Source organism: Levilactobacillus brevis ATCC 14869 = DSM 20054 (assembly GCF_001433855.1).
Lineage (GTDB): Bacteria > Bacillota > Bacilli > Lactobacillales > Lactobacillaceae > Levilactobacillus > Levilactobacillus brevis.
Genome location: NZ_AZCP01000005.1, coordinates 95,592 through 121,199, shown reverse-complemented (window position 1 = coordinate 121,199; position 25,608 = coordinate 95,592). Strand labels below are relative to the sequence as shown.

Sequence of the window (25,608 nt, the reverse complement as noted above, 5' to 3'; positions counted from 1 at the left end):
AAAGCAGTACATGTTAAGTGTATCACTTTTTTAAAACAAAGTCAGCAGCACCTTCATCAGTAATTAACCAAGTCTGTGCTGGCGCCAAACGCATGTATGCAGCAATGGCTGTGCCCTTTTCGGCACCACCAGCCACCGCAATCACTAATTGTTTAGCGGCTAAATCGCCAATTTCCAATCCAATTCGGGGAAACTTGCTCACCACGTGGCCCTCGGCATCATAAAAGTAACCAAAGGCTTCTCCGACCGCATGGGCCGCAGCCAGATCAGCAATCACGTGGGGCGCCATCTTGCGCCGTTTGGCCATGACAAACGCCTGACCAATGCCGTGAATCACGACGTTACTCTGCCCAATTAATTGCAACACCTCATGAATTGCTGGCTCTGCAAATAAGGGCTTATAGGTTGCTGTCGTTAACTGTTCTGGAACATACAATTGCCGAAAATCACTATTGGTCTGCTGGGCCATCTCTGCAGCAACCGTGTTGGCTTGAATCGCCGGAGACTCCCCAACACCACCACGGGCAGGGACAAACAACAATTGACGATTAATCGACAAGGCCGGTGTGAGCACCTGAGCTACCGCAGCCAACGTATGACCACCCATTACAGCAACTGTACTGTGTCCCGTTGGCATTTCGTCAGTCAAGACTCGGTTAGCTGCCTGGGCCATAGCGTTCAATGACCCATTAGCGGCCGTGCTATCACCCGGCACAATCGTACAATGGGCAATACCTAACTGTTGCGCCAGTGTCTGTTCCCGTTGTTGCCGACCAGCCAAGTCATTCATTACCGGTGCTAAGCCTTGCAAAACGCGTTGCCCAGCCGCCGTAACTTGCATGCCCTTAACTGACATTTGAATATAGCCCAGACCGGCTAAGGCATCTGTCGTTGTCCGCACAGTTCGCTCTGAGCAAGCCAAGTTTGTCGCTAAGGTTCGACGACCAACGGGTTGAAGGTTTGCAACACCCTGTAGGATACGGAAACGGCTGGTTAGCTTTGTAACCATTTGAGGCATGATGGCCTCTACCCATTGCCAATCCTCATGCATGTCGGTAACCTCCTAGTGGGACGATGTCCGACCAGCGGTGGCTAATTATCGCCCACCCTGACCAAAAATTTAAGGCCAACTTTCGCCAACCTTTAACGACTACTAGTATAAGCCCCACCCCGCCCTTTAGCAAGTGATTAACCTAGAGAATTAATGGAAGCCTTTACATGATTAAATGCCGAAATTTGCACAAAAAAAGCCGAGATCATCCTCTCGACTTACCGATGCGCCCGGAGGGAATCGAACCCCCATTTCAAGAACCGGAATCTTACGTGCGATCCATTACACTACGGGCGCATTACAACAACACCTCAACTACTATAACTGATTTTGGATAAAAATACAAGCCAAATTCTGCTTTTTTACGTGGCTAATCATGCTATAATGGCGACATTAAGTTTTGGTGGAGGTTTCATTTATGACGCGACACAAAACATTTCGCCTCGTGGTTGATGCACTATTAATGGCGATTGTACTTTTGCAAAATCTGGTCCCGTTTCTTGGATATATTCCTTTTGGCCCCTTTAGTATGACACTAATCGGTCTCACTGTTATTGTCGCTGGGAGTGCTTTAGGCCCACGCGACGGGTTGCTCATCGGTGGCTTCTGGGGACTTATCACCTTTGTTCGGGCCTTTACTTGGCCTTCTAGCCCCGTGGCACCGTTAATCTTCACTAATCCACTGATTTCCATTTTACCCCGTTTGCTGATGGGACTTGTGGCTGGTAGTCTTTATCTTTGGGGACGTCATCGACAGTGGTCCATGCGCCAAGCTATGCAAGTCGCGGCTGGTTGTGCCGCACTAACCAATACAGTGTTAGTTTTAGGGTTGGTCTTTTTATTTTATCAAACGCCTGCTGTTGCCACAGCTTTCGGCGCCACGGGTAACCAAACATTGGGGTATGTATTGATGATTTCGCTTTTCACTAACGGTATTCCTGAATTAATCTTGGATGTCCTTGTAGCCCCATTAATTGCAATGCCATTACGGCGACAATGGGAGCGACTTAAGCCACAGACAACCAAGTAACTGCGATGATTTCATCGCAGTTTTTTTGGCAACAAAAAAGCCGCAACGTCAACAACGTCACGACCACTGATGCGCCTGGAGGGAATCGAACCCCCATCTCAAGAACCGGAATCTTACGTGCGATCCATTACACTACAGGCGCAAAACAACATCGGTACTTTTGAGCACTTAATTACTATACCCGATGCTGAATATAAATTCAAGTGGCTGGGTAAATATTTTTCAATTTCCCATTAAATGTAGATAATCGTCACCCCGCCAAAACTCACCTTGCCGGTAATTGAAACAGCGGGCGCCTCGTTCTGGGCTTCTTGAATCCCCTTTTCCTCCACCGTACCAAAATTAACATCAATATTCGTCTTCACGTTCCACGTTCGGGGAATGTATAATTCGGCACCGCTAAACGACGTCTCTAACACAATTGACGCACCAGACGGGTTGAGCTGCACCTCATCAAAATACACTTTGGCATTGCCCATAGATACCTTAATCACTGCCTGACGAAAATCTGGGGACTGAATATAGCGAATGCTACTGCTCATGTTAACGTCCACCACGGCATCTTGATCACTGATACTTTCAACATCATCATGATTTTCCGCCCAATGATGATGCCATTCCTGGCGGTTAACATACGCGTGATACCAACGCGGCTTAATGATTAACGACAGCCCGATCGTTAACAGCAAAGCCGCTCCTAGAATAGTCCACGGCGCCAAGGCAGCAATACCTAAGGGCCGAGCAAAAATAATCGCCAAAAATGCTAGAGAAAACACCATCCCCGGTACCGCTAAGTGAATTAAGCTAGCCACAAAACCCGCCACTAAAAACATCGCAATGACGATCGTCCAAAAGCCAATATGTAGGCTAAATAATCCCAATTGACTGACGACCAAAATACCGGCCGCCAGAACTAAGAAAATACCCCAAAACCAATTTCGTCGCATAATTGTTACCCCTTTCGTTCCAATGCTAATTTCAATGCTTGATAATACCGTCGTGACACGTACAACTGCTTGTGCGAGTGCTTAAACCGAACCAAATTACCGGTAACTGATTTAGTTAACGAAAAAATCTGTTGTCGGTTCAGGATTGCCGATTTGGAGACCCGTTGAAAGTTGGCTGGTAATTCATCTGCTAGCTCGTATAGGCGCTGGCGCGTATTAAAAACCTGGTCCGCTGTATGAGCCATGACTTGATGATCGGCAGCCTCAAAAAACAAAATATCCTGTAGCGCAATTTGGTAATTCTGCCCACGTTGACGTAAGGCTATCTGCTGATATTGTGGCGTAGCATTTTGAAATGCCGTTGCCAATGCATTAGCAACCTGTGGACTATTGGCCCGAATTGTAATCTCTGGCTCATTGGCCTGATCATCAACTTCCAATCGAATCTTCAAATCTTCACCCCCTATTACTACGTTTAAGTTAACCATATTGCTTCAACAAAGAAAATGATTTTACCGTAACTGGTTCGTTTTCCCCCGTAAGTGGTCAGGGACTGACAGAATACGTGACCTTTGGACAAACTCTGTTATGATAATTCTAGTCAATTGGCTGTCAGAATTAAACGAAGTGTTTTTGTTTGACCTACTCTGACCTTAGCGGTACACTAGCATCATGTTAGCTATCGCTAGCCATTCAAATGTAAAAGGGAGGCTATCTTGTCATGAATTTAGTACCAACAGTTATTGAACAATCATCCCGTGGCGAACGGGCCTATGATATTTATTCACGACTATTAAAAGACCGGATTATCATGTTATCTGGTCCAATTGAAGATGACATGGCCAACGCCATCATCGCGCAGTTACTCTTCTTGGATGCCCAAGACTCAACCAAGGACATTTCACTCTACATCAACTCACCTGGTGGTGTCGTTTCTTCCGGCTTGGCCATCTATGATACCATGAACTTCATCCAATCTGACGTGCAAACGATCACGTTAGGGATGGCAGCTTCCATGGCAAGTGTCTTGGCTTCATCTGGGACTAAGGGCAAGCGTTTTGCTTTGCCTCACGCCCAAGTGATGATTCACCAACCATCTGGTGGTGCCCAAGGACAACAAACGGAAATCGAAATTGCTGCTCGTGAAATCTTGAAGACCCGTGAATTGATCAACAAGATTTTAGCAGAGAATTCCGGTCAACCGATTGAACGCCTCAATCAAGATACTGAACGAGACAACTACTTGAGTGCTCAAGAAGCGGTTGATTATGGATTAATTGACCACATCATGACCAACAGTAGTGAACAAAAGAAGTAGTGATTAACCCCAAAAGTGTCGTCATTCGACGGCGCTTTTTTTTGCGTTTTTGGGACCATATACTAATGCCAATTACGACAAAAAGACCAGTCAATCGTTTTAAACGATTGACTGGTCTTTTAACTAGGCCGTGGCCTCTTCACGTAGTTGCTTAGCGTAATCATTAATTTTACGCAACCGGTGATTAATTCCCGATTTTGAGATGGGACCACCAGGAACCAGATCCCCCAACTCTTTCAAGCTTACTTCTTTATGTTCTAATCGGGCCTCTGCCACTTCTCGCAGCTTAGTTGGTAACTGGCCTAACCCGACAGTAGCATCAATAAACTCGATATTATCAATCTGACGGGTTGACGCATTAGCTACCTTGTCTAGATTGGCATTTTCACAATTAACTAACCGGTTGACCGAATTGCGCATGTCCCGCATAATCCGGACATCCTCGAATCGTAGCATGGCCGTCGTCGCGCCAATTAGTGAAAGAAAGTCCGCAATCTTTTCGGCCCCTTTGAGGTAGGTAATATATCCACTACGACGAACGATGGTCCGCGCATTTAGCTCATAGCGATTCATCATGTCAGCAATCACTTGATTGTGTTCTTCATACAAAGAATAAATCTCCAAATGATACCGGCTGGTTTCTGGATTGTTCACAGAACCACCGGCTAAAAACGCGCCGCGTAAGTAGGACCGCACCCGCATATCATCATCCAAAATTTCGTTAGGAACCGATTCCAGCAGCTGCATCCCGTCAAAAATTCCAAGATCGGAAAGAACCTCTGTAACGCCCGTTTTGACCCGAACGATGTAGAGATTATTTTTCTTGAGCTTCATCTTTCGCCGAACCAGTAGCTCACTTTCCAAATCATAAAACTGTTTGAGCAATTGATACATTCGGCGGGCAATCGCTGGATTTTCTGTCTGCACGTTCAAGACAAAATGCCGATTAGCAAGTCCCAAAGCACCGTTCATTCGAATCAGTGCAACGAGTTCTGCTTTAGCATTTTCTCGGTGGACCTCCAACGTGGTCAATTCCTTTTTTACTTCACTGGCATACGACACCGTTAAGGCCTCCCCTTCATTCGATAACGCGGCTGACCAATCAGGTTCAAGAGTTCACGCACGACCTCTTGCCCGTTGTGAAAGGCCCCATTATCACGTAATTGCAAGAAGTCGGTTGAGATGACCCGACATCCCTGATCACGTAACCCTTGAAAATCATGCCGTACCGGTTGGGACATTTCATCCCACCGCTGATAGTCAATGTACTGATCTGGCACTTTACGCGTGTTAACCAACACCGTATCAATAAAGTTCGCATCCAAATGGTGGTTAAGCACCCGAACATGGTCAGCATCGGAGAAACTTTCGGTTTCCCCTTTTTGGGTCATGATATTACAAATATAGACAACCTCAGCAGCACTATCTTTGACCGCCTGACCGACACTATCAATCATTAGATTGGGCAAAATACTGGTGAATAGACTTCCGGGGCCCAAAACAATTTGGTCCGCATTCATGATCGCATCAATGACCGGCTGAACGGCCTGCGGTTGCTGGTGGTGATTACTGGTTTCAACCCACACGCGTTTAATCAGCTTATGAGCCGCTGTAATTTCCGATTCACCACTTAACGTACTGCCATCGGCAAATTGCGCGTGTAACTCCAATGGTTCGTTGGCGGCAGGATAAATATGCCCATTAACTCGCATAAGTTGTGACAATTCTTGAACTGCATCAAAGATGCCCCCTTTCATTTCTGAAAGGGCTGCGATAATCAGATTACCAATCGCGTGACCGGCAAAAAAATCATCTGTGGTTTCAAACCGATATTGGAACAATTCTTTATAAATATCAGGAATTTCCGCTAACGCCACCATGACGTTACGAATATCACCAGGCGGCACCACGTTTACGTAATGCCGAATGATACCTGATGATCCGCCATCATCGGCCACCGTCACGACAGCCGTGATGTCCACATTCTGGTCCCGTAAATTGCGTAAAATGACTGGCAATCCGGTCCCTCCGCCAATGACCACAATCTTAGGTCGGCGGCTAGTCAGTTCTCTCATGAGCGATTAGCGGACTCCTTTCTCTTTTCAATATCCCGATGGGTCACGTGCACCGGGTAGGTGTTACCAAGGGCTTGCCCCAATCGTTGCGTTAACGCAACTGATCGGTGTTGACCACCCGTACATCCAATTGCAATGGTTAAGCTGGATTTTCCCTCTTGCTTGTATCCAGGAACAATCGTCGTCAGCAGACCCAAGAAGCGTTGATAGAACTCTTCCGTTTGTGGTTGATTCATAACATAGTCATAGACCGGTTGATCCATTCCCGTTTGATTCCGCAGTTCCGGTAAATAATACGGGTTAGGTAAGAACCGCACGTCCATGACAATATCGGCATCAATAGGTAATCCATATTTAAAGCCAAATGACATCAATTCAATATGAAAGGCTTGGGTTGTTTCTGTTTCGTAATTATGGAAAATTTCTTCGCGGAGCTTTCGCGGGCTTAACTTCGTGGTATCAATCACCAACTGAGCAGCTTGGCGAATTGGCGCTAAGAGTTCTCGTTCACGCGAAATACCTTCAAGGACCCGGCCATTTCGTGCCAATGGATGGGAACGCCGTGTTTCTTTGTAGCGCGAAACCAATTCAGCATCGGAAGCATCTAGGAACAAGACCTGCGCATTCATGGTTCCGTGAACCGCCACGTCGTTTAACATCCGCACGATCTCATCATAAAATGCCCGTGACCGCAAATCGATCACCAAAGCAATTTTACTTAATTTACCGGATTCACGGACTAAATCCCAAAACTTCGGTAATAGCGAAGGCGGCATGTTATCGATACAAAAGTAACCTAAATCTTCGAAGCTTTGCATGGCAACGGTTTTCCCCGCCCCACTCATCCCAGTGATGATCACCAGGCGAATATCCTCAGTCATGGCACTTCCGCTCCTTTTTGAAAACAATCTTTATGCAGTATAGCACACCGGGCGTGTCTTTTCCTAACGATTCCCTTAAATCTACTGAATTTTTCCACAAAAAAACGCTATGATGCGCTAACAAGCACACACCATAGCGTTTTAATTTAGGAGCGACTCCGGGCAATCGCAATCCAGATCGCATTAATTCCAAAGACAATAAAGAACATGGCAATCAACCAGTTTAAAGATAGCGCCGCAATCACGGGATGGATAAACAACATAATCCCTAAGATCAGGCTGATGACATCTAGAATCACTGATAACCAGAAGAATCCGCCACCGAAATCTCGTAAATGACTGGCAACCAATAGTCGTTCAATAGAATCAAAGATAAACCACAGCGCAAACAAGTAGCCTAACGTTACGATTGCGCTATTCATATCAAAGAAGAAAACGACTGCAATTAAAATATCCAGAATACCTAAGACTAACGCGAAGTTAGCCCGGAACCCCGTTACATCTCGCAGTTTTTTATATCCGGCGATCGTGGTCAAACCACTCAACAAAGCCATCACAGCAAAGATAATGGCTAAACTTGTCAATCCAATCTTAGGGGATCGTAAGAGGCCACCGGCAGCCACAATAAATAAGATACCGAGGATAAATTCTCCCCAGTCAAAGCCCCAACGGGACCGATTCATATTAAACATCGTCTGCATCTCCTCACAACACCGGTCACATGACGACCGGTTTTCAACTATTGTACTGGTTTTTTCCAGTTCTCACAAGGGGGGCAGGACTACTAGCCCGACCAAGTAGACCTAAAAAAGGCCATGACTCTCGCCACGGCCCCATCTTTAACAATCTATGCTTGCTGATCTGCTTCTGTCCGTTGCCGGTCTCGTTCTAAGACTGGCTTCAAATACTGACCAGTATAACTATTTGTGACTTGTGCTAATTCCTCTGGGGTACCTGTTGCCACAATATTGCCCCCAGCTTCGCCACCCTCTGGTCCTAAATCAATCAAATGGTCTGCGGTTTTAACGACATCGAGATTGTGTTCAATGACTAGTACCGTATTACCTTTATCAACGAGTCGATGCAAGACCACCAGCAGACGTTTAATATCATCCGCATGTAACCCGGTGGTTGGTTCATCTAGGATATAGAAGTTTTTCCCGTTTTGTTGCTTGTGCAATTCTGACGCTAATTTCATCCGTTGGGCTTCGCCACCAGATAATGTTGTCGCTGGCTGACCTAATTTTACATAACCTAAGCCAACGTCTTGGATGGTTTGCAACTTACGCGTAATCTTAGGGATTGCTTCAAAGAATTGAAGCGCCTCACTGACAGTCATATCCAAGACATCAGCGATGTTCTTCCCTTTGTATTCAACTTCCAACGTTTCAGAATTGTACCGGGTTCCATGACAAACCTCACAGGGGACATAAACATCTGGTAAAAAGTTCATTTCAATCTTTAAAATACCATCACCATGACAGGCCTCACACCGGCCGCCCTTAGTGTTAAAGCTGAACCGTCCCTTTTGATAACCCCGCAACTTGGCATCGTTAGTTTGAGCAAAGAGTGTCCGGACATCATCAAAAACACCGGTATAGGTGGCTGGATTACTCCGTGGTGTCCGCCCAATTGGACTCTGGTCAATATCGACCAGTCGTTCAATATTCTTTACCCCGGCGATACTCTTGAACTTTCCGGGCTTTTCCGAGTTATTGTTAAGCTTTTGCGCTAGTGCCCGTTTCAAAATCGTATTAACCAGCGTTGATTTCCCAGAACCAGAAACCCCCGTCACCACAACAAACTCGCCCAATGGAAAATCAACCGTGATGTCTTTGAGGTTATTTTCAGCAGCCCCAGTGATCCGAATGCTTTTGCCATTACCCGTACGTCGTTCTAACGGGACTGGAATATACTGCTTACCCGACAAATACTGCCCAGTCAGTGACTTACGTGACCGCATGACTTGCTTCGGTGTTCCGGCAGCCATGACGTGACCACCATTCTCACCAGCCCCCGGGCCAATATCCACAATATAATCGGCAGCGCGCATGGTGTCCTCATCATGCTCCACCACAATCAACGTATTGCCGAGATCACGCATCTGTTTTAGAGAAGCAATTAACCGATCGTTATCGCGCTGATGAAGACCGATAGACGGTTCATCTAAAATATACAGCACACCAGAAAGATTCGACCCGATTTGAGTAGCCAAGCGAATTCGCTGGGCTTCACCCCCAGACAAGGTTCGGGCTGACCGACTCAATGTCAGGTAGTCCAGCCCAACGTTACGCAGGAAGGTCAAGCGATCCTTAATTTCTTTTAAAATCGGTTGGGCAATCACTTGGTCTTGTTCACCAAAGCTCAGTTCCTTAAAGAAGCCCAACTCCTTATCAACTGGCAAGTTGGAGACTTCCCCAATGTGTTGATGATTAATCTTGACACTCAATGCTTGACGATTCAACCGATAACCATGGCAGGTTTGACAGGTCAGTTCTGTCATATACTTACGCATCACATCGCGGGTAAAATCACTATTGGTTTCGTGATAACGCCGATCAATGTTCGGAATAACCCCTTCAAAAGCTACATCCACATCCCGAACACCACCGAAATCATTTTCATAATGAAAATGAAATTCCTTACCTTGTGAGCCATACAAGACCAAAGCTTGATCGTTTTTAGAAAGTTCTTCAAATGGCGTATCCATGTCAACGTTAAACGCCGTACAAGCCTGCTCTAACAGTGCTGGGTAATATTGTGAGCTAATTGGATTCCACGGCTCTAAGGCCCCTTCACGCAAGGTCTTCGTCTTATCAGGCACCACTAGGTCTAAGTCAACTTCCAACTTAACCCCCAGTCCGTCACAGTCGGGACAGGCGCCAAATGGTGCGTTAAATGAAAATAATCGGGGTTCTAACTCACCCACGGTAAAACCACAGACGGGACAAGCGTAGTGTTCCGAAAAGATCATTGGTTCGCCATCAATTAAATCTGCGATCGCATAACCACCACTTAGCCGCAATGCCGCCTCAAATGAATCAAATAGCCGTGAGCGAATCCCTGACTTGACGACAACCCGATCAATCACAATAGCGATATCGTGACTTTGGTTCTTATTAAGCTCTGGCACTGAGTCCAAATCCATGGTTTCCCCATCGACGCAAACCCGCACAAAACCTTCTCGTTGAATCTTCTCAAAAATCTTTTTATGTTGTCCCTTTTTAGCACGCACGATTGGTGATAATACTTGCAGTTTAGTTCGCTCTGGTAGCGCCAAGACTTGGTCCACCATCTGCTCAACACTTTGGCTAGTAATCTCAGTGCCATCATTGGGACAGATGGGTGTCCCGACCCGGGCCCAAAGTAAACGCAAATAATCATTAATTTCAGTCACCGTTCCCACGGTTGAGCGCGGGTTCTTAGACGTGGTTTTTTGGTCAATCGAGATTGCTGGACTCAATCCATCGATAGAATCCACGTCTGGTTTATCCATCTGACCCAAGAATTGACGTGCATAGGAGGACAGACTTTCGACATAGCGCCGTTGTCCTTCCGCATATAGGGTATCAAATGCCAACGAACTTTTGCCAGAACCGGATAAGCCACTAATCACCACTAGCTTATTCTTAGGAATCGTCACATCGATATCTTTTAAGTTATGGGCGCGGGCCCCGTGAATCACGATCTTATCGTTTAACAAATTGTCGTCTCCTTACTCACTAATCACCAATCTCAGTCTTCATATCCATAATGGTATCGCGCAATGAGGCCGCCTGTTCAAAGTCCAATTTCTTAGCCGCTGCACGCATCTCATCTTCAAGCCGAGCAATCAACTTTTCTTGATCTTCCTTGGTCATATCTTCAAAGTCACTCGCTACGAAATCATCCTTTTCACCCGCATTGTCGTTCTTCTTTGAAACGGCAATGAGGTCCCGAATTGGCTTGATGATGGTCGTTGGCGTAATCCCATGTTCTTTGTTATAAGCGATTTGAATCTGTCGCCGTCGAGCCGTCTCATCCATCGCAGCTTGCATGGAATCCGTAACTGAATCAGCATACATAATCACCGATCCGTGTGAGTTTCGGGCCGCTCGACCAATCGTTTGAATCAACGACCGTTCATTACGCAAAAAGCCTTCCTTGTCAGCATCTAAGATGGCAACTAGTGAGACTTCGGGAATATCAATCCCTTCACGCAAAAGATTAATCCCGACTAGCACATCATATTTACCCAGCCGTAAATCCCGCATGATCTCGGTCCGTTCGAGTGTCTTAATGTCCGAATGTAAATAAGCCACTTTGATACCCAGATCCTTGAGATAATCCGTCAAATCTTCGGCCATTTTTTTCGTTAAGGTCGTGACAAACGTGCGCTCATTCTTCTCAATCCGCTGATTAATCTCGCCGACTAGATCATCCATTTGACCCATAATCGGTCGAACATCAATCGTCGGATCTAACAAGCCAGTCGGTCGAATAATCTGTTGCACCACGTGATCCGTTTGCTCGGCTTCGTACGGTCCGGGAGTCGCTGACATGTAAATAACCTGATTGATGTGCTGTTCGACTTCGTTTAGCTTAAGCGGCCGATTGTCTAACGCACTGGGCAACCGAAATCCGTAATCCACTAATTGTTGCTTCCGTGCCCGGTCCCCGTTGTACATCCCCCGCACTTGCGGCATAGTAACGTGTGATTCATCGACCACTAGGAGAAAATCCTTGGGGAAAAAGTCTAATAAGGTATACGGTGGTTCGCCTGCTTGCCGACCATCCATCCAGCGCGAATAATTTTCAATCCCACTGGTGTAACCCATCTCGCGCATCATTTCAAGATCATAGGTCGTCCGCTGTTTGAGTCGCTGTGCTTCCAGTAATTTACCGTCATTTTCCAATTCAGCTAATCGCTCTTTTAGCTCGCCTTCAATCCCGGCCGTTGCTTGGGCCATGATATCATCGTTCGTCATAAAGTGGGTTGCTGGGAAGATGGCCACGTGTTCTCGGTCACCCACAATTTCCCCAGTCAGGGCATCGACTTCCCGAATACGATCAATCTCATCACCAAAAAACTCGACTCGCAGCGCCCGCTCATCTCGCGACGCTGGGAAAATTTCCACAACATCACCGTGAACCCGGAAGCGGCCCCGTTGGAAATCATAATCATTGCGTTCAAATTGAATATTAACGAGCTTACGCAACAAAGCATCACGTTCAATCTCCTGACCGACCCGTAATGAAACCACATGATTCTTATATTCGGTAGGGTCCCCTAAACCAAAAATAGAGGAAACGGAGGCCACCACGATCACATCATTCCGTTCTAAGAGTGAACTCGTTGCCGAATGCCGTAACTTATCAATCTCATCATTGATGGACGAATCCTTTTCAATGTAAGTGTCACTAGAAGGCACATAGGCCTCCGGTTGATAATAATCGTAATAACTCACAAAATATTCCACCGCATTATTAGGGAAAAATTGCTTGAATTCTCCATATAATTGGCCGGCCAACGTTTTGTTATGTGACAACACCAGTGTCGGTTTATTCACGTTTTTAATGACATTGGAAATCGTGAACGTCTTCCCGGTCCCAGTGGCGCCCAGCAAAATCTGAGCCTTCTCACCGGCCTCAATGCCGTGTGTTAATTGATTAATTGCCTCCGGTTGATCGCCGGTAGGTTGATATTTTGAGACCAAATCAAAGGCCCGATCTGTTTGTCGATCGATCATGACTGGTAACCTCCTTACCCATTTTTATTCATCAGAAAAGATGGGAAACGGCTCGTTTCCCATCGTGCTCAAATATTCTACCATACCGAACATACTTTCGCCAGTTTGCCGGTCCGTTACCGAAACTTATCCTGATAGATCGTTACATTAGCGGCCCGGCTTCCCTTAGTCACCGTTGTCGTTTGTACCGCTACTAATCCCTGATCTTCCCAGAATTGTTTCATTTGCCGATCGCCCATGAAATTACTTAGTTGCAATTGTACCGCACCGGCTGTTTTTAACGTGGTTACTAAGCTCTGATAATAGCTAGCTAATTCTACGGATGACACGCCCTTTGCCGGTAACCACATCCCAACCCACACCAAACTTGGTAGCGGGTAATCAATAATTAAATCAACTAAAACAATCAGTTGCTGATCTTTAAAAATCCCCAAATAGGCCTTTTGATCAACTGTTGCGTTCAACGGCACATCCGTTACATCTTGAATGGCCTCTTGCCGTGTCACCGGATGATCTTGAAAATGCGCAAAATACGCTGGATGACTAGCCTGAAACTGATAAATCAACTCATCATCGTCATGAGTTAATGGCCGCACCGTTCCTGTAGTCAGATGTTGATTCCACACTTCTGCTAATTTCATTTAGATGGCTCCTCCAAAAGTTGGTTAGTCAGTTGTGCCAGCTTCTGCCGGTCACTGAAATCAGCGGCCAACATTTCTGGTAAGACTTCCGCTAAGAAATATTGGACACAGGCTAACTGCTTAAACTTCAAAATCGTGGTCAAACTTTCCCGATAGATTTCTGTAAAAACGGGTTCCGGATTACCCTTTTGAATTTCGCCAAACGATTCATAAAGCAAATCCACTTTATCAGCAACGGATAAGATCTGTCCTTCCAAAGTTTCGTCTTTGCCTTCCCCCAACCGCCGCGTATAAGCCGCCTGAAACTGGGACGGAATTTCATTTTGAATGAAGTTAGCTGTCAGCGAATCCTCAACATCAGCCAACATTTTTCGGAGCTCCGGAGTTGCGTACTTCACTGGCGTCTTAATATCGCCGATAAAGCGTTCCGTGTAATCATGATTCAAGGCCTTTTCATAGACTAATCGCCAATTAACTGTATGCCCAGCCTGTTCTTCAACGTCGGCCAAGAATTGGGCTACTTCGGCCACTTTAAACGAATGCGCTGCAACTGAATGTTGCTCAAACTTGAAATATCCCGGTGCTCGATCAATCGTTTCTAGATCACTTAAACTCTGTAAGAACTGATTCATTCCCATAAACCCGCCACTCCCTTTTGATTATTATTTGTGTCTCCACGACCGCAAAAAAAGCGGAAACACCGGTTAAGGTTGTCTCCGCTAAGTTTACCATTATTGTGCTGAAGCTGCTTGTGACTTTAGATCTTCCAAGTAGCTAAAGACTGCTTGACCGGCAATACCACCATCGCCAACCGCCGTGGTGATCTGCCGCAAATCTTTTTGTCGCACGTCACCGATAGCAAAGATCCCGGGAACCGCCGTTGCCATATGATCATTGGTTTTAATCCAACCAGCATCGTCGGTAATGCCCAAATCAGTAAAGGCGTCGGTCATTGGTAAGGTTCCCACGTAAATGAAGACCCCACTAGCCGCAATCTCACCCGTTTCACCGGTTTGATTATTTTTAGTGGCAACACCGGTAACCTTCATATCGTCACCCAAAATTTCAGTGACATTCGTATTCCAAACAAATTCGATCTTGTCATTTGCAAAAGCCCGATCCTGTAAGATCTTTTGTGCCCGCAATTGATCACGCCGATGGATGATCGTAACCTTTGAAGCAAGACCCGCTAAATATAAGCCTTCTTCAACAGCCGAATCACCGCCACCAATGACGACCACTTCACGGTTCTTAAAGAACGCGCCGTCGCAGACCGCACAGTAAGAAACACCGCGGCCACCAAATTTATCTTCCCCAGGCACGCCTAGCTTCTTGTATTCGGAACCAGTTGCCACAATAACGGCCTTAGTCTCGTAATCACCATCATCGGTTTTAACGATCTTATGATCACCATGATCCTCAATCGCCGTCACGCTACCATAAGCGTACTCGGCACCAAATTGGGTCGAACCTTCATACATATCCTTAGCCAAATCCGGCCCTAAGACTGACTTGAATCCAGGATAGTTTTCAATCGCTGCCGTATTGTTCATTTGACCGCCATAAATCCCACGATCTAGCATTAATACCGATAAATTAGCCCGTGAAGCGTATAACGCCCCCGTCATGCCGCCTGGTCCGGCACCAATGACAATAACATCGTAACTTTTCAAGGTTAACGCTCCCTTCCACTCTTGTGCTGTGATAATACTGACACTTTACTAGTAAAAAGTAAGTTTGTCACCTATTTTGACTTGGGTGTTTGTTCATCTTCCTTGGCAAGCTGAGCGCCTAAGGTCTTAATGTACTCGCGTAACTGCGTTTTTGTTTCTGGATGTTGAAGACCATACGCAATATTGGTCTGAATCCAGCCGAACTTATTGCCGACATCAAACCGTTTGCCTGTATATTCGTGGGCAAACACGCGTTGTGTTTTATTGAGGTTATCAATGGCGTCTGTCAGTTGTAATTCATTGCCTAAGCCCACTGGGGTGTTTTCCAACGCTTCAAAGATTTCTGGCGTAAAGAGGTAACGACCAATAATGGCTAGATCACTAGGTGCTTCATCTGGTTCTGGCTTTTCCACAAAGTTGGTAACGTTGTACAAACCTGGCGCCGTTTCTTCAGACGGATTAATGACTCCATACTTCGCCGTATCCTTATGTGGAACTCGCATCACAGCCAAGGTTGAAGCCCCCGTTTGATCATAGCGATCAATCAATTGCTTGGTTAAGGGCACCTTGCTATCTGTCATATCATCGCCTAACATCACGATAAATGGTTCATCACCAATAAAGGCCTTCGCCGTCAATACTGCATCCCCCAACCCACGTGGGTACGGTTGTCGGATAAAGTATAGATTCATGCCAGTCGTTTCCTTAACTTGTCGTAGCATTTCATCTTTGTGCTTAGCTTCTAGATTAGCTTCCAATTCTGGATTGGAGTCAAAATGGTCTTCGATGGATCGCTTAGATTTCCCATCGACAATCACAATATCTTCAATTCCCGATTTGCGCGCTTCCTCCACGATAAATTGGATAGTTGGCTTATCAACAATCGGTAACATTTCTTTAGCTAAAGCCTTCGTGGCTGGTAAAAAACGGGTTCCTAATCCAGCTGCTGGAATGACGGCTTTTCTAACTTTTCTCATAATTAAACGTTCCTTCCTCAGTATCCCCAGAGTATTCCTAAAATTCAGATCGACCTTCGCGTTGCATTAAATCAGAAATTGCGGTGCGAATGTCCTTTCCTTCATAAATGACTTGATAGATGGCTTCCGTGATCGGCATTGAGACACCACGTTCACGGGAAAGCTCGTATGCCGCCTTGGTGGTTGCTAAGCCTTCAATAACCATCCCCATATGGTTAATAACATCATCTAAAGCTTCACCACGTCCCAGTTCATCACCAGCGCGCCAATTACGTGAATTTGAGCTTGTCGCCGTCACGATAATATCACCAACACCGGATAGTCCAATGAAGGTCATAGGATCAGCGCCAAACGATGTCCCTAGTCGTGAAATTTCAGCTAGGCCACGCGTCATCAAGGCCGCTTTAGCATTATCGCCATAGCCCAAGCCGTGTAGTGCACCAGCACCCAACGCAATAATATTCTTCAAAGCTGCACCAATTTCAACCCCAATAATATCTGGATTAGTGTAAACCCGGAAGTAGGATGTCATGAACAACTTTTGCACATATTTGGCAGCCTCTGGGCTAGCACTGGCAGCAGTAACCAACGTAATATCTTTACGGGCCACATCTTCCGCGTGACTAGGACCAGACAAGACCGTAACCGCCTGGCGATTCTCAGCTGGAATTTCTTCTTCCAAAACTTGAGAGAGCCGCTTATAGGTCTGTTGTTCAATCCCCTTGCTAGCATGAATTAATTGTGGTTGTAAGTGCTGATCTTGCAAAATAGTTGCCACTTGACCCGCCACCGAACGAATGGCTTTCGTTGGGACAACGAATAAGATCGCATCTACATCCGTTAAGGCACTCGCTAAATCGGAGTAAGCCACTAGCGAAGGAGAAAACGTAAAGTCCTTGATGTAGTGGGTATTGGTATGTTGCGTATTCAATTCTTCAACCTGTTTGGGGTTGTATGACCATAGCCGAACATCATGTCCGTTTTCATCCAAGACGCTCGCTAAAATCGAGCCCCACGAACCGGCACCGAGTACTGCAATTTTCTCTGACATAGTAATGGATTCTCCTTATTTAGAAAGATTGGTTTTTTCGCGAAATGGATTGCCCGCTAGATAATCAATTGGTGGCGTTGTTGCGCGCCGACGGTAAATCCAAATCACTAATGCACCGACAAATAATACGACAGACAACGCTTGCGAAATCCGCAACAGGTGGAATAACCACAAGCTATCTGTGCGCATGCCTTCAATGAAAAAGCGGCCAAACGAATACCACATGACGTAAGCCAAGAATACTTCACCCTGCTTGAATAAACCAGGATAGTGCCGCAAACTCATTAACACGACGAATCCCATCAAACTCCACGTGGATTCATACAAAAACGTTGGTTGACGGTAGGCACCGTTAATCAACATTTGACTAATAATCCAGTGAGGTAGATGAAGCCCTTGTAAAAAGGCTAAACTCGTCACGCGACCAAACGCCTCTTGATTCATGAAATTACCCCAACGACCAATAGCTTGACCTAAAATAACCGTCGGTGCGGCCACATCAAGCATCAGCCACGTGGGAATGAACCGTGAACGACAGAAGAGAACCACCACAATTCCAGCCCCAATTAAGGACCCATAGATGGCAATTCCTCCATCCCAGATTGCAATTATCTCACTGGCATGCTGCGCGTAATAACTCCAATTAAAAATCACATAATATAGCCGGGCGGCAATTAGGGCTGCCGGCAGAGCCCATAAAATCATGTCATAAATATCATCCGGATTAATGCCTCGACGACGACCCTCACGCACCGCTAGTGTCACCGCAATGATGACCCCCGTCGCGATAATGACGCCGTACCAGTGAACCGCAATTGGTCCTAAATGAATGGCGATGGGGTTAAGCGCCGCCACAATTGGTGAAAAGATAACGCCCATCTCCCTTATGATTTATTCGCATTTTGTTTAATTAAGCGCTTTAGATTGTCATCAAACACTTTGGTTGCATCGTAACCCATTGAACGTGCGCGGAAATTCATCGCCGCCGCTTCAATGATGATTGCTAGGTTTCGCCCTGTCTTAACGGGGATACTAATCTTAGGTACCACGACGTCAAAGAAGCGTTGGGTTTCACTATTATTGCCTAGGCGATCAAAATGATTATCATCTTGCCACAACTCTAGGTGGACAATCAGGTCGATATCCGTTTCGCTTCGGACAGCGCCAGCACCAAAGAGATTCATCACATCAATAATCCCAATCCCCCGAATTTCTAATAGGTGACTTAGAATGGCTGGTGCAGCACCAACTAAGGTTTGTTCATCTTGTTGATAAACCTCTACTCGATCATCCGCAATCAGTCGATGACCCCGTTTAACCAGTTCCAAAGCAGTTTCACTTTTACCAACACCAGAATCTCCGGTAATCATGACCCCAACACCATAGATATCCACCAAGACCCCGTGAACAGATTGACGTTCGGCGAGTTTGCCTTCTAAGAAGTTGGTCATATTACTCAAAACCCGCGACGTTGTCAGCTTGGTACCCAAAATTGGGATTCCGGCCTCTTCGGCAGACTGCGTTAATTCCTCTGGTGGATCTAATTGGGTGGAAATAACAAACGCAGGTGTTTCTGGCTGACACATTTTACGCATAACATTTAACAGTTCTTTATGACTCATCCCTTTAGCAAAGGATGTTTCGGTAATTCCTAATAGTTGAACCCGTTTCGCCGGGTAGTAATTAAAATAACCGGTTAATTCCAATCCAGGTCGTGAAATATCACTAGTCGTAATTTTTCGATCTAAATTGTCTTTACCCGTATATACATCCAAGCGGTTCGCTTTGACGAGTTCGGCCACTGTGACACTTTCGGTCATGGGCGCTCCTCCTTACTACATCGTAAACTACTTTAATTTTAGCACTTTCCGGTAGTGACTCCTACCAAATTAAATCGTTATTCACAACTTAATGCTGGGCAAAATGATCACTGATAATCGCATTACATAACGACATTACAATCGCAATAATCAACGTCGTGCCAAACGAGGCAAAAGCAAAGCTACTCCCGACAAACCACGACGTCAATTCCAGCATGGCCGCGTTGATCACGACACTAAATAATCCCAATGTGAGGATGGTAATTGGCAGCGACAAAACGAACAGAATGGGCTTCACCACCGCATTTAACAGGGCTAAGACTAAGCTCGCAATCAATGCCACCCAGACACTGGAGACATAAAATGAATTTTGAAACGACCCAGCGAGTGAGCTTTGGAAGAAACCAGCTAACGCAAGGAAAATTAAGGCATTAACAAAAATCCGGGGCCAAAACCGCATTTAATTTTCCCCCTTATGTGAATCCTTAACATCTTGTTCCGTGACATCATGGATAACTTTACGGTCTGGTCGTTGCGGCTCAGAACTACCACGAAAGAGATCCTTAAAACCAGGACCAGCTGGCCGGGAATCATCCAGTGGCATGAAGCTCATGACCACGACATACACCATCAACCCCAACAAGCCATGAGTAGGAATGGCAAGTGAAATTAACACATAAATCACCCGTAATAAATTAGCATTCCAATCAAAATACTCTGCAATTCCGCCCAATACCCCACCAATCAAACGATTCGTACGAGAACGGACTAGACGCTTTTTTTCTGCCATAGGCGGACACTCCTTTTTATCAGTTATTAGATTAAGTCTATCATATCTGATTAACTGTGTTAAAAGCCAATCATTTAAAGGGATTTTTTTAATAACTTCCCCGATAGGCTCAGAATAGCGAAAGCGGCCACTGAAAGCAAGTCTTCAGTGACCGTTGTCATAAATCTTCAGTTTTGGTTAACGTTTAGGGTGCTTAATCAGTCGTATCAGATTGACTAGCTGAATTTAACTCAATGATTTGGCCTGACTTGAGGTAAATAATCCATTCACAGACATTAGTCACATAATCACCAATCCGGCTTAAATCCTGCGCTACATTCAGGTAAATTGAAGCTCCCGTTTCAAATGCTGCATCCAACCGCATTTGCTGATAGCTATCGGCTCGTACTTGGTGATTCAAGTCATCTAGCTGCCGGTCAACTGCCGCTAACTCGCGGGCTTCGTGCTCATCTTTGTTAACGTAAGCACTCAAAACATCTTTAACCATTTGGGTCGTCAAGTGTCCCATCTGCCCGATCAATTGCTCGATCACTGGAATTTTTTGCTTATCACCAAATTTAATGGTGGCATGCGCGATGTTACGCGCATGATCCCCCGCTCGTTCTAGCTCCGACACTGCTTTTAGAATCGTCACAATTTCTCGCAGGTCAGTGGTCACCGGTTGGTATAACGCGATCATTTCAAATGTCTTTTTTTCCAACGCAATTTCTCGTTCATTAATTTGGTGATCCTGGTCAATTATTTTTTGGGCCGCTACGGCATCTCGATTGGTAAACGACTCTACCGCCTGCTCGATCACTTCGCTGACCAACATCCCCATTTCAGTAAAGTCCGCATCTAAATCTGCCAACTCGTCATCAAATAGTCTACGCATAAACTGCCTCCTTATCCAAAGCGACCACTAATGTAGTCTTCCGTTTGCTTATTTGCTGGGTTCATAAAGATGTTCTTAGTTTGATCCACTTCGATTAACTCACCATTCATAAAGAATGCCGTCCGATCCGCAATCCGTGATGCCTGTTGTAAGTTGTGAGTTACTGTAATAATCGTATAATCGTGGCGTAAATTCAAGAGGGTTGCTTCGATTTGACTACTTGACACTGGATCTAGCGCACTAGTTGGTTCATCAAGTAAGATAATCTCAGGCGAAACCGCTAAAACGCGAGCAATGCAGACCCGTTGTTGCTGTCCACCTGATAGCGCTAGTGCACTTTCATGCAGGTGATCTTTCACCTCATCCCACACCGCTGCTTGACGCAAGGATTTTTCAACGACCGCATCTAATTTTTCTTTATCTTTTTCTCCGGCGATACGTAACCCGTAAATTACGTTATCGTAAATGGAAAATGGGAAGGGATTGGGTTGTTGAAATACCATGCCAATCTCTTTACGAATCTGAACCGTGTCGGCATTGGGTGAATACAGATCGGCTCCTTTGAATTTGATGGTTCCCGTAATCGTGACGTTAGGAATTAAATCATTCATCCGATTTAACGTCCGCAAGTAGGTTGACTTCCCACACCCTGAGGGACCAATTAAGGCGGTGATGCCCTTCTCATTGAAGTTCAAGTTGATGCCCTTCAAGGCTTCCTTGTCACCGTAGTATAAATGTAGATCCTTGGTCGTTAAAATTTCCTTACTCATTATTTGTTCCTCCTCTTAGCCAAAGTTCCCCGAAACATAATCACTCGTTACCTGTACCGATGGATTGGTAAAGATATGGCTGGTTGTATCATATTCCAACACACGCCCTTGGTTAAAAAAGGCCGTATATTCACTAATTCGCCCAGCTTGTTGCATATTGTGCGTCACGATAATGATGGTATAATGCTGCTTTAATTCCAACAACGTATCTTCTAATTGGCTCGTTGACACTGGATCTAAGGCACTGGCCGGTTCGTCTAGTAACAAGATATCTGGCTTAACGGCAATGGCACGCGCAATACACAACCGCTGCGCTTGCCCCCCAGACAACGCCAAGGCACTCTTATTCAAATCATCTTTGACTTGTTCCCACAAAGCCGCTTGTTTAAGTGACGTTTCCACAATCTCATCTAGCTGTTGCTTATTCGTTACCCCCCGTAACTGCAAAGCAAAAGCAATGTTGTCGTAAATCGACTTGGCGAATGGATTGGGCCGTTGGAAAACCATGCCTACTCGCCGGCGCATCTCGTACACGTCAACGGCCGGCTGATTGATGTCCACGCCACGATACATAATCCGACCGGTTACCGTCGCAATCCGATCATTCATTCGATTCAATGAGCGTAAAAAGGTTGATTTTCCCGAACCCGACGGTCCAATCAGCGCCGTGATTTGATTACTAGCAAACTCAAGGTCACCCTCAAATAGTGCTTCCTTTTTTCCATAAAACACATGCAGGTCTTCTGTTGACAAAATGACTGGATGTTTTGGATCGGTCATCTTAATCACGTGCCGTTCTTCCATTTCGGCCGCCTTGGTAACATCATTATTAATAAACATGGCGTGTCCTCCTTAGGCCGACGTTAGTCGTTTGTATAAACGCTTGCCCAGGTAACGGGCGGCAAAGTTAAACAATAATATAGCCAGAACCAACACGGCCGATGATCCAGACGAAATGGCTTTAGCGTCTGGCATAATCCCTTCAGAATTAATTTTCCAAATGTGTACGGCTAAAGTTTCAGCTGGTCGCATCGGATTCAAGGGACTGGAAATGTTGAAGGGATTCCAATCAGCGAAATTCAAAGCTGGGGCACTTTGTCCGGCCGTGTAAATCAACGCAGCCGCTTCCCCAAACACCCGGCCCGCACTCAGAATAACACCGGTTAAGATGCTGGGAACAGCAGCTGGTAAAATCACACGGGTAACGGTCTCCCATCGTGACAATCCCAAGGCTAGTCCCCCCTCACGCTGAACGTCACTAATCGTCCGTAGCGAATCTTCAATACTCCGCGTCAATAACGGTAAATTGAAGAAAGTTAAGGCAAACGCGCCTGAAAGAATGGAAAATCCCAAGCGTAACTTAACAACGAAGAAGAGAAAGCCAAACAGGCCAACCACAACAGACGGTAATGAACTCAAAATTTCAATGGCCGTTCGAATCGTGGTGGTCACCCAATTATCCTTAGCATACTCATAAAGGTAAATCGCGGCACCAAGAGCAATAGGAAACGAGATCAACATGGCCAAAATCAGTAAATAAAACGAATTGAATAGCTGAACGCCTACACCACCGCCCTTGAGAAAGGCCTTAGCGGGTGCCGTTAAAAAGTGCCAGTTTAACTGTGGCAACCCACTGATTAAGATATAACCTAGCAGCGCCAATAAGATGAGAACCACTAGGCCCGCAATGCCGTAAAGTCCGCCAATGGCGACTTTATTTTGTGTTTTGGAATTCATTATTGCAAGCGCCCCTTTCGACCAATTAAGCGAATAATCAGGTTAAAGACGAGTGACATTAATAACAGCACTAATGCTAGTGACCACAAGGCGTTATTTTGTAGTGAACCCATCACCGTATTACCAATACCTGTTGTTAACACAGACGTTAAGGTTGCCGAGGGGGACACTAAACTACTTGGCATTAACGCCGCATTCCCAATCACCATTTGAACGGCTAGTGCTTCACCGAATGCTCGCGCCATACCGAATACTACGGCAGTCATGAGTCCTGGCGTAGCAGCTCGCAGGACAACTTTATAAATCGTTTGCCACTGCGTCGCTCCCAATGCCAGTGATGCTTCTCGGTAGTAACGGGGAACGGCCTTTAAGGCATCCGCACTCATGGATGTCACTGTCGGCAAGATCATCACAAACAACACACAAGTTCCCGATAAAATCCCAAAGCCACTACCACCAAAGATGGCTCGCGTCGCCGGAACAACTACGGATAAACCAATAAACCCATAAACAACTGATGGAATTCCCACCAACAGCTCTGTTACTGGCTGCAAGATCTTGGCGCCACGATTAGGCGAAATTTCATTCATAAAGACTGCCGTACCGATCGCAAATGGTGTTGCGACAATGGCTGACAGAATCGTAATCAGAAAGGAGCCAACAATCATGGGCAGTGCGCCCACTTCTGGTTTACCATGCGCGTCCGTGATACCTGGATTCCAATTTTTGCCAGACAGAAAATCCCAAAGATTGACGTGATTACTGGTAAACGTCGCAATTCCCTTTGAAGCCACAAATCCAATAATGGCGACCACCACGGCAACAATCAGTAACAAGGCCGTCAGACTGATGGTTCGCCCCCAGATTTCCAATTTAGCGGCTTTCGAACGCCGCTTTAACTGTTGCTCTAATTGCTTGTTATCCATCTAGGCCCCTCCTGTCTTAGTAATATGTCCATTAGCATCCCGTTCCACCAACATTTGATCCGGTGACAAGTAACCTAATTGCCGCACCAACGTATTTTGAATAGCCGGCGACTGAACGTAAGTGATAAAAGCTTTCGTCAGACCGGTTGGTTGGCCTTTGGTGTAGAGATGTTCATAAGACCAGATTCGCCAATCATTTGTCGTCACATTCACCTCTGTCGGTGCAACATGATTTAACGACAAGGCTTGCACCGTTTTATTGACGTAAGAAAAAGCAACGTAACTGATTGCACCGGGGGTCGTCGCCACAATTGTGCGCACCATTCCAGAAGAATCTTGTTCCTGAGCTGTCTTAGAACGATGATTGGCCAAGCCAAATTGTTCAAAAGTGGCCCGAGTGCCACTTCCTTGCGCCCGGTTGATCAACACGATGCTCTGATCCGCCCCTCCAACTTCTTTCCAATTGGTAATCTGACCCGTAAAAATTTTGATTAATTGATTAGTTGAGAGGTTTTTCACGCCCACTTTTTTATTCACGATGGGCGTAATTCCAACAACGGCAACCCGATGATCCACCAATTGCCGGGCGTTAATCCCTTTTTGTTCCCCAGCAAATAGGTCGGAATTACCAATCTGAACCGCACCTTCTTGAATCTGGCTAAGTCCGGTTCCAGTACCGCCACCCTGCACGTTAATAAACGTTCCGAGATGTTCACCCGTATACTGTTCACCAGCTGCTTCTACGAGCGGTTGTAGTGCCGTAGAACCAACTGCTGTGATTGATTCACCCGCATGACTGACCTCACGCGTCTGGTAAGCATAAATTCCCAATGCCATTAAGATAACCAGCACGAGTCCTTGCACCCAGCGTTTTTTCGACATACCGTTGACCTCCTAGTCAGTTGAGCGTCGCGGCTCAACCATTTCAAAAGCTAGTATAGCGGAGCAATGTAAATGTCATGTAGACGTATTGTAAAGGTTGTGTAAATATAACCCGAATTAGTCAATTTAATCGTCTGCGCTCCAAAACGAGAGTGAGACAAAAGGCGGTTAGCGAGCGCCCGTTTCGGCACCTAATATTTGGAAACACAAAAAGAGCCCGAGACTTTTGTCTCCGACTCGTCATTTAGCGATTATTGTCTTGAAAACGTCATCGTTACTGTCGTTCCTGTACCTAACTCACTTTGAAGGTCAATCTTGCCGTTTAGCGACTGGACTAACTCCCGTACAATTGCTAGGCCCAATCCGGTTCCACTAACCAATTGGTTGGAATGTGACACATCGGCCCGATAGAATCGTTCAAAGACCCGCTGCTGGT

The 25,608-nt window shown here is 45.9% G+C and carries 27 protein-coding genes and 2 tRNA genes; 2 read left to right on the top strand and 27 right to left on the bottom strand.

The features are described 5' to 3' along the window. Positions 1–22 precede the first annotated feature (22 nt). Complete coding sequence (locus FC61_RS10420) at positions 23–1,051, bottom strand: sugar-binding transcriptional regulator (protein WP_021741436.1); 1,029 nt, start codon at positions 1,049–1,051, stop codon at positions 23–25. Between the two features lie 225 nt (positions 1,052–1,276). After that, a tRNA-Arg gene (locus tag FC61_RS10415) sits at positions 1,277–1,348 on the bottom strand. Positions 1,349–1,469: 121 nt separating this feature from the next. Between FC61_RS10415 and FC61_RS10410 the strand changes: the two genes are divergently transcribed. Further along, positions 1,470–2,081 carry an ECF transporter S component gene (locus FC61_RS10410; RefSeq protein ID WP_011667434.1) on the top strand — a complete coding sequence of 204 codons (612 nt, stop codon included), beginning with the start codon at positions 1,470–1,472 and terminating at the stop codon, positions 2,079–2,081. Positions 2,082–2,151: 70 nt separating this feature from the next. On the opposite strand, the gene FC61_RS10405 is transcribed toward FC61_RS10410, so the two are convergent. The 3 genes from FC61_RS10405 to FC61_RS10395 form a co-directional block, all read right to left on the bottom strand. Beyond that, positions 2,152–2,223: transfer RNA gene (locus FC61_RS10405), tRNA-Arg, on the bottom strand. Positions 2,224–2,314: 91 nt separating this feature from the next. Continuing rightward, entirely contained in the window at positions 2,315–3,028 is a 714-nt protein-coding gene (locus FC61_RS10400) for a LiaF transmembrane domain-containing protein (RefSeq protein ID WP_021741437.1), read from the bottom strand. A 5-nt stretch (positions 3,029–3,033) separates the two neighbouring features. Further along, complete coding sequence (locus FC61_RS10395) at positions 3,034–3,480, bottom strand: LytTR family DNA-binding domain-containing protein (protein WP_024525615.1); 447 nt, start codon at positions 3,478–3,480, stop codon at positions 3,034–3,036. A gap of 269 nt (positions 3,481–3,749) precedes the next feature. Between FC61_RS10395 and clpP the strand changes: the two genes are divergently transcribed. Then, entirely contained in the window at positions 3,750–4,346 is a 597-nt protein-coding gene (gene clpP / locus FC61_RS10390) for an ATP-dependent Clp endopeptidase proteolytic subunit ClpP (protein ID WP_011667431.1), read from the top strand. Positions 4,347–4,469: 123 nt separating this feature from the next. On the opposite strand, the gene whiA is transcribed toward clpP, so the two are convergent. The 22 genes from whiA to FC61_RS10280 all read right to left on the bottom strand — a co-directional run. Then, complete coding sequence (gene whiA, locus FC61_RS10385; protein WP_011667430.1) at positions 4,470–5,408, bottom strand: DNA-binding protein WhiA; 939 nt, start codon at positions 5,406–5,408, stop codon at positions 4,470–4,472. A 2-nt stretch (positions 5,409–5,410) separates the two neighbouring features. Further along, a complete protein-coding gene (locus FC61_RS10380; protein WP_015473435.1) occupies positions 5,411–6,421 on the bottom strand; it encodes a gluconeogenesis factor YvcK family protein in 1,011 nt (336 codons plus the stop codon). Further along, the gene (gene rapZ / locus FC61_RS10375) at positions 6,418–7,302 is read right to left on the bottom strand and encodes an RNase adapter RapZ (RefSeq protein ID WP_011667428.1); all 885 of its coding nucleotides are present in this window, start codon (positions 7,300–7,302) and stop codon (positions 6,418–6,420) included. The genes FC61_RS10380 and rapZ overlap by 4 nt, the downstream gene beginning before the upstream one ends. Positions 7,303–7,448: 146 nt before the next feature. Next, positions 7,449–7,994 carry an HdeD family acid-resistance protein gene (locus FC61_RS10370; protein WP_011667427.1) on the bottom strand — a complete coding sequence of 182 codons (546 nt, stop codon included), beginning with the start codon at positions 7,992–7,994 and terminating at the stop codon, positions 7,449–7,451. A gap of 155 nt (positions 7,995–8,149) precedes the next feature. Beyond that, the gene (gene uvrA / locus FC61_RS10365) at positions 8,150–11,005 is read right to left on the bottom strand and encodes an excinuclease ABC subunit UvrA (protein WP_021741439.1); all 2,856 of its coding nucleotides are present in this window, start codon (positions 11,003–11,005) and stop codon (positions 8,150–8,152) included. A 19-nt stretch (positions 11,006–11,024) separates the two neighbouring features. After that, positions 11,025–13,031 (bottom strand): excinuclease ABC subunit UvrB, encoded by a 2,007-nt coding sequence (gene uvrB / locus FC61_RS10360; RefSeq protein WP_011667425.1) that lies wholly within the window; start codon positions 13,029–13,031, stop codon positions 11,025–11,027. Between the two features lie 116 nt (positions 13,032–13,147). Then, on the bottom strand, positions 13,148–13,672 hold the full coding sequence (locus FC61_RS10355; RefSeq protein WP_015473432.1) for a hypothetical protein: 525 nt from the start codon (positions 13,670–13,672) through the stop codon (positions 13,148–13,150). After that, positions 13,669–14,310 carry a YfbR-like 5'-deoxynucleotidase gene (locus tag FC61_RS10350; RefSeq protein ID WP_011667423.1) on the bottom strand — a complete coding sequence of 214 codons (642 nt, stop codon included), beginning with the start codon at positions 14,308–14,310 and terminating at the stop codon, positions 13,669–13,671. Before FC61_RS10350 ends, FC61_RS10355 begins: the two co-directional genes overlap by 4 nt. A 93-nt stretch (positions 14,311–14,403) precedes the next feature. Continuing rightward, entirely contained in the window at positions 14,404–15,345 is a 942-nt protein-coding gene (trxB, locus tag FC61_RS10345) for a thioredoxin-disulfide reductase (protein ID WP_011667422.1), read from the bottom strand. A gap of 71 nt (positions 15,346–15,416) precedes the next feature. Then, on the bottom strand, positions 15,417–16,322 hold the full coding sequence (galU, locus tag FC61_RS10340) for a UTP--glucose-1-phosphate uridylyltransferase GalU (protein WP_021741440.1): 906 nt from the start codon (positions 16,320–16,322) through the stop codon (positions 15,417–15,419). 37 nt (positions 16,323–16,359) lie between these two features. Beyond that, positions 16,360–17,373 carry an NAD(P)H-dependent glycerol-3-phosphate dehydrogenase gene (locus FC61_RS10335; RefSeq protein WP_011667420.1) on the bottom strand — a complete coding sequence of 338 codons (1,014 nt, stop codon included), beginning with the start codon at positions 17,371–17,373 and terminating at the stop codon, positions 16,360–16,362. Positions 17,374–17,388: 15 nt separating this feature from the next. After that, positions 17,389–18,252, bottom strand: a complete 864-nt coding sequence (lgt, locus tag FC61_RS10330; RefSeq protein ID WP_011667419.1) for a prolipoprotein diacylglyceryl transferase — start codon at positions 18,250–18,252, stop codon at positions 17,389–17,391. Between the two features lie 5 nt (positions 18,253–18,257). Continuing rightward, a complete protein-coding gene (hprK, locus tag FC61_RS10325; protein ID WP_011667418.1) occupies positions 18,258–19,193 on the bottom strand; it encodes an HPr(Ser) kinase/phosphatase in 936 nt (311 codons plus the stop codon). An 88-nt stretch (positions 19,194–19,281) separates the two neighbouring features. Further along, a complete protein-coding gene (locus FC61_RS10320) occupies positions 19,282–19,653 on the bottom strand; it encodes a phage holin family protein (protein ID WP_015473430.1) in 372 nt (123 codons plus the stop codon). Beyond that, on the bottom strand, positions 19,654–19,983 hold the full coding sequence (locus FC61_RS10315; RefSeq protein WP_011667416.1) for a PspC domain-containing protein: 330 nt from the start codon (positions 19,981–19,983) through the stop codon (positions 19,654–19,656). Positions 19,984–20,176: 193 nt separating this feature from the next. Continuing rightward, the gene (phoU, locus tag FC61_RS10310; protein WP_011667415.1) at positions 20,177–20,857 is read right to left on the bottom strand and encodes a phosphate signaling complex protein PhoU; all 681 of its coding nucleotides are present in this window, start codon (positions 20,855–20,857) and stop codon (positions 20,177–20,179) included. 11 nt (positions 20,858–20,868) lie between these two features. Next, positions 20,869–21,627 carry a phosphate ABC transporter ATP-binding protein PstB gene (gene pstB / locus FC61_RS10305; RefSeq protein ID WP_011667414.1) on the bottom strand — a complete coding sequence of 253 codons (759 nt, stop codon included), beginning with the start codon at positions 21,625–21,627 and terminating at the stop codon, positions 20,869–20,871. A gap of 15 nt (positions 21,628–21,642) precedes the next feature. Next, entirely contained in the window at positions 21,643–22,431 is a 789-nt protein-coding gene (gene pstB / locus FC61_RS10300; RefSeq protein WP_086231933.1) for a phosphate ABC transporter ATP-binding protein PstB, read from the bottom strand. A gap of 48 nt (positions 22,432–22,479) precedes the next feature. After that, positions 22,480–23,364 (bottom strand): phosphate ABC transporter permease PstA, encoded by an 885-nt coding sequence (pstA, locus tag FC61_RS10295; protein ID WP_011667412.1) that lies wholly within the window; start codon positions 23,362–23,364, stop codon positions 22,480–22,482. Then, entirely contained in the window at positions 23,364–24,290 is a 927-nt protein-coding gene (pstC, locus tag FC61_RS10290) for a phosphate ABC transporter permease subunit PstC (RefSeq protein WP_011667411.1), read from the bottom strand. Before pstC ends, pstA begins: the two co-directional genes overlap by 1 nt. After that, entirely contained in the window at positions 24,291–25,172 is an 882-nt protein-coding gene (locus FC61_RS10285) for a phosphate ABC transporter substrate-binding protein (protein ID WP_021741443.1), read from the bottom strand. A gap of 251 nt (positions 25,173–25,423) precedes the next feature. After that, positions 25,424–25,608, bottom strand: a 185-nt coding sequence (locus FC61_RS10280) for an ATP-binding protein (RefSeq protein WP_057717085.1), incomplete at its 5' end; no start/stop codon positions are given.

Bases quoted from the DNA above. Each gene is read 5' to 3' on its own strand.
- FC61_RS10355 (WP_015473432.1), bottom strand. From the start codon at position 13,672: ATGAAATTAGCAGAAGTGTGGAATCAACATCTGACTACAGGAACGGTG.
- lgt (WP_011667419.1), bottom strand. From the start codon at position 18,252: ATGGGCGTTATCTTTTCACCAATTGTGGCGGCGCTTAACCCCATCGCC.
- FC61_RS10315 (WP_011667416.1), bottom strand. From the start codon at position 19,983: ATGGCAGAAAAAAAGCGTCTAGTCCGTTCTCGTACGAATCGTTTGATT.
- pstA (WP_011667412.1), bottom strand. From the start codon at position 23,364: ATGAATTCCAAAACACAAAATAAAGTCGCCATTGGCGGACTTTACGGC.
- rapZ (WP_011667428.1), bottom strand. From the start codon at position 7,302: ATGACTGAGGATATTCGCCTGGTGATCATCACTGGGATGAGTGGGGCG.
- FC61_RS10350 (WP_011667423.1), bottom strand. From the start codon at position 14,310: ATGGGAATGAATCAGTTCTTACAGAGTTTAAGTGATCTAGAAACGATT.
- FC61_RS10410 (WP_011667434.1), top strand. From the start codon at position 1,470: ATGACGCGACACAAAACATTTCGCCTCGTGGTTGATGCACTATTAATG.
- FC61_RS10320 (WP_015473430.1), bottom strand. From the start codon at position 19,653: ATGCGGTTTTGGCCCCGGATTTTTGTTAATGCCTTAATTTTCCTTGCG.
- FC61_RS10285 (WP_021741443.1), bottom strand. From the start codon at position 25,172: ATGTCGAAAAAACGCTGGGTGCAAGGACTCGTGCTGGTTATCTTAATG.
- FC61_RS10335 (WP_011667420.1), bottom strand. From the start codon at position 17,373: ATGTCAGAGAAAATTGCAGTACTCGGTGCCGGTTCGTGGGGCTCGATT.
- pstC (WP_011667411.1), bottom strand. From the start codon at position 24,290: ATGGATAACAAGCAATTAGAGCAACAGTTAAAGCGGCGTTCGAAAGCC.
- pstB (WP_086231933.1), bottom strand. From the start codon at position 22,431: ATGGAAGAACGGCACGTGATTAAGATGACCGATCCAAAACATCCAGTC.
- hprK (WP_011667418.1), bottom strand. From the start codon at position 19,193: ATGACCGAAAGTGTCACAGTGGCCGAACTCGTCAAAGCGAACCGCTTG.
- galU (WP_021741440.1), bottom strand. From the start codon at position 16,322: ATGAGAAAAGTTAGAAAAGCCGTCATTCCAGCAGCTGGATTAGGAACC.
- clpP (WP_011667431.1), top strand. From the start codon at position 3,750: ATGAATTTAGTACCAACAGTTATTGAACAATCATCCCGTGGCGAACGG.
- phoU (WP_011667415.1), bottom strand. From the start codon at position 20,857: ATGCGTAGACTATTTGATGACGAGTTGGCAGATTTAGATGCGGACTTT.
- FC61_RS10400 (WP_021741437.1), bottom strand. From the start codon at position 3,028: ATGCGACGAAATTGGTTTTGGGGTATTTTCTTAGTTCTGGCGGCCGGT.
- FC61_RS10370 (WP_011667427.1), bottom strand. From the start codon at position 7,994: ATGTTTAATATGAATCGGTCCCGTTGGGGCTTTGACTGGGGAGAATTT.
- FC61_RS10380 (WP_015473435.1), bottom strand. From the start codon at position 6,421: ATGAGAGAACTGACTAGCCGCCGACCTAAGATTGTGGTCATTGGCGGA.
- uvrB (WP_011667425.1), bottom strand. From the start codon at position 13,031: ATGATCGATCGACAAACAGATCGGGCCTTTGATTTGGTCTCAAAATAT.
- FC61_RS10420 (WP_021741436.1), bottom strand. From the start codon at position 1,051: ATGCATGAGGATTGGCAATGGGTAGAGGCCATCATGCCTCAAATGGTT.
- pstB (WP_011667414.1), bottom strand. From the start codon at position 21,627: ATGAGTAAGGAAATTTTAACGACCAAGGATCTACATTTATACTACGGT.